General features: G+C 49.9%; 3 protein-coding genes. 2 read left to right on the forward strand and 1 reads right to left on the reverse strand.

Annotated elements, in window-relative coordinates; translation table 11 throughout:
- A partial coding sequence (locus tag FJZ26_05080) for a hypothetical protein (GenBank protein MBM3229780.1) occupies nucleotides 1-490 on the reverse strand: 490 nt, incomplete at its 3' end.
- Nucleotides 491-933: 443 nt separating this feature from the next.
- Between FJZ26_05080 and aroF the strand changes: the two genes are divergently transcribed.
- The gene (gene aroF / locus FJZ26_05085; protein ID MBM3229781.1) at nucleotides 934-1,989 is read left to right on the forward strand and encodes a 3-deoxy-7-phosphoheptulonate synthase; all 1,056 of its coding nucleotides are present in this window, start codon (nucleotides 934-936) and stop codon (nucleotides 1,987-1,989) included.
- A 52-nt stretch (nucleotides 1,990-2,041) separates the two neighbouring features.
- Entirely contained in the window at nucleotides 2,042-3,151 is a 1,110-nt protein-coding gene (gene aroB, locus FJZ26_05090; GenBank protein ID MBM3229782.1) for a 3-dehydroquinate synthase, read from the forward strand.
- Nucleotides 3,152-3,348: the final 197 nt, after the last annotated feature.

Here is a 3,348-nt window from a genome sequence, read left to right on the forward strand (position 1 = left end):
GCGCACGGTACAGGTATTTAATGGTCCCGACCCTGTGGTCAAACACAATGCAATCATCAAATACGCCAAACTCATAATCCGGAAAGCCTGCCGGGTTTTTTGGGGCAAAGTCTGCAAGAGTTGGTTCTAGGTGGTTGACAAAGTCGAATGAAAAATAACCAACTGCGCCACCTAAAAACCCCTCGGCGGATACGTCTGCCCTGCCGATTTGGGATTTGAGCATCCCAAGCGGGTCTGTTGCATCAAGGGCCTGGCTTTGCCCGTCTTTGCCGCACGAAACGTTCAACGCCCCACCATCAAGCACCATGTGCTTGCTTGGGCCAAAGCCCAGAAACGAAAATCTGGAGAGCTTTTCAACGCCCTTGCTGCTCTCAAACAGGAAAGCTATCTGCTCATGCTCGCACAGCACTGAAAACAAGTCTGCCGGGGCTATATGCAAGTCCAAGGCCACTGATTTTGGGCCAAAGTCCATCCCTTCCACCATTATCATTCTCCACGCATAGCACCCCGCGTAAAACACTGAGGACTTTGTTGAACCGAGGCAGATTTATAAATATGTACTTTAATGCACAAAAATATGCAGGAAAAAACATAAAGGCTTAAATAGGACTTATGGTTGAATAATGCCCATGGAAATCGGCAATGCAATTCCGATAAGAGCAACAGGCACAAGGTTCAGAGGCGTTAGCATTGCAAAGTTTTCTTCTTTTGGCTATTTCTATTTTTGGTAGTTGGCCTTCTTTTGCAAGGCTGGCAACCCCGCGGTAAACCGGCTGCGGGATGCCCAAGAATTTTCAAAAGCTAGCGATGGCTTTGCCTCCTTTGGCTCCTTGCAGTTTTTTGGGAAAACAAACCTGGGCTAGAGCAAGTCCATGAAAACAGTGCAACAAACCAAAATTTTGAATTCAGAATGACTAAAATGTGGTGATAAAAATGATTGTGATATTGAAAAAAGGCGCAACAGAAAGCCAGATACAGGCAGTCAAGGACCTTGCGCGGGATTTGGGGCTGCACACAGAAAACCTGAGCCAGGGCGAGGACAGGATTGTGCTTGGAATTGTTGGCAACACGCTTTCAATAAACGAGAACACCTTCAGGACAATTGAAGTGGTTGAAAATGTCATGCGGGTAATGACCCCTTACAAGCTTGCCTCAAGGGAGATGAAAAAGGAAAACTCGGTTGTAAAAGTCGACGGGGTGAAATTTGGCACCGAAAACATCGTCCTGATTGCAGGACCCTGCTCGGTTGAGTCAAAGGAACAGATAATTGAAAGCGCGCATGCAATCAAGGAAAGCGGCGCGCAGGTGCTTCGCGGGTCGATATTCAAGCCCAGGACATCCCCCTACGAATTCCAGGGAATGGGCCTTGAGGGGTTGAGGCTTCTTGATGCCGCAAGGGAGCAGACCGGCCTTCCGATAGAAACTGAGGTCATGGACCCAAGGCAGGTAAGCCAGGTGGAAGAAAGTGTGGACATGCTTAGGGTGGGGGCTAGGAACATGCAAAACTACGACTTGCTTCGCCAGGTGGGGAAAAGCGAAAAGCCGGTAATTTTGAAAAGGGGGCTTTGCGCAACAGTCAAGGAGTTTTTGCTTGCCGCAGAATACATAATGCAGGAAGGAAACCAAAACGTCATCCTGTGCGAGAGGGGCATCAGGACTTTTTCAACTGACACGAGGTTCACATTGGACCTTAACGTTGTGCCGCTTCTAAAGGGCCTGACGCACTTGCCTATAATAGTTGACCCGTCGCATGGCACCGGCATCAGGGAGCTAATCACGCCAATGAGCAGGGCTGCAGTTGCCTGTGGCGCTGACGGGCTTCTAATTGAGGTGCACCCAAACCCAAAGGCTGCAAAAAGCGACGCGCAGCAGCAGCTGACATACGACCACTTCAGGCAGCTTGTTGTTGACGTGGAACCGATTGCAGGCGCGCTTGGCAGGTCGCTTGGGGCGAAAAGGCAAACGCATAAGAGCAGGCAAAAGCATTAGACAGTGCAATGGACTGAGCCAATCAGACAAAACCGGAATTTGGTGCTTTGGCATGATTGAAATTGAGATAAAAGCGCAAAGGCCTTACAAGGCAATGGTTGGGCTTAGCCTTGCCGATCTGGGAAAAGAAGTATTGCAAATCACAGGCGGCGCAGAAAAAGCCCTGGTGGTTTCAAGCAAGACCGCCAACAAATTCTATGGCAGCAAGGCAACCGGCTCGCTTAAGGAAAGCGGGATTCAGGCAAGCCAAGTTGTGCTTGAAGATGGCGAGGGCGCAAAAACAATTTCCTCGCTTGAAAAAATATACACTGCCTGCGCAAAGGCGGGGCTGGGAAAAGGCGGGGTAATTGTGGGCCTTGGCGGCGGAACCGTTGGGGACGCAGCAGGATTTGTGGCATCAACATACATGCGCGGAGTCTCACTTGTGCACGTGCCAACAACGCTGCTTGCAATGGTGGATTCAAGCATCGGGGGCAAGACTGCGATAAACACAAGGGACGCAAAAAATCTTGTTGGAAGTTTCTACCAGCCCAGACTTGTTGCCTGCGACCTTGCAGTGCTTGGGACTTTGCCAAAAGTCGAGCTTCAGGCAGGGCTTTGCGAGGCAATCAAGACTGCAGCTATAGCGGACAGGGATTTGCTTATTGATATTATTGAAAACACGGGTAGGGTTTTTGCCAAAGACGAGCAGGTGCTGGAAAGGATAGTATCACGGTGCGTTTCAATTAAAGGCAAGATAGTTGGCGAAGATGAACGGGAGGAGAAGGGCACAAGGCATTTTTTGAACTTCGGGCACACGACAGGGCACGCCATTGAAAAAGAGAGCGGTTTTGGCATTTCGCACGGTGAGGCCGTGGCACTTGGGATGAAAGTTGCGCTTAAGCTGTCGCAGTCAAGGCGCGGCCTGAAAGAAGACCAGGCAGGGGTTGTGGCCACGGCACTGCAGAGCGCAGGGCTTGGGAATAAGAAAATCAAATTCAGCCATGCAGGGCTTTGGAATGCCATGGCACTGGACAAAAAAACAAGGCAGGCAAAACCAAGGTTTGTGCTTTTGGATGGGATTGGAAAGCCCATCTTGGAAGAGGGCATAACATTTCGGGAATTTTCCAAAGCAGTGACTGATTCGGAGATTGGAGTTGCGGAAGGTGACAGTGAGCAGTAAATGAAGTATCCGACTAGGGTTGATTTGGCGCTGTTTGGAAAAACAGGCTGAAAAAGCGGGCGAGAAGAATGGTAAAACTGTGCGCATGCATAGCCGAAAAAAATGCAAAAACAGCACTTGCTGCTATTGGCAGGGCAAAAAGCCAGGGCGCTGCCCTAGCAGAGCTTAGGCTGGACTATCTTGAAAACCCTCGCGAG

Source organism: Candidatus Parvarchaeota archaeon (assembly GCA_016866895.1).
In the GTDB taxonomy this organism is placed as follows: Archaea; Micrarchaeota; Micrarchaeia; order Anstonellales; family VGKX01; genus VGKX01.

Coding starts and splice junctions, on each gene's coding strand:
- aroB (MBM3229782.1), top strand. CDS start 2,042: ATGATTGAAATTGAGATAAAAGCGCAAAGGCCTTACAAGGCAATGGTT.
- aroF (MBM3229781.1), top strand. CDS start 934: ATGATTGTGATATTGAAAAAAGGCGCAACAGAAAGCCAGATACAGGCA.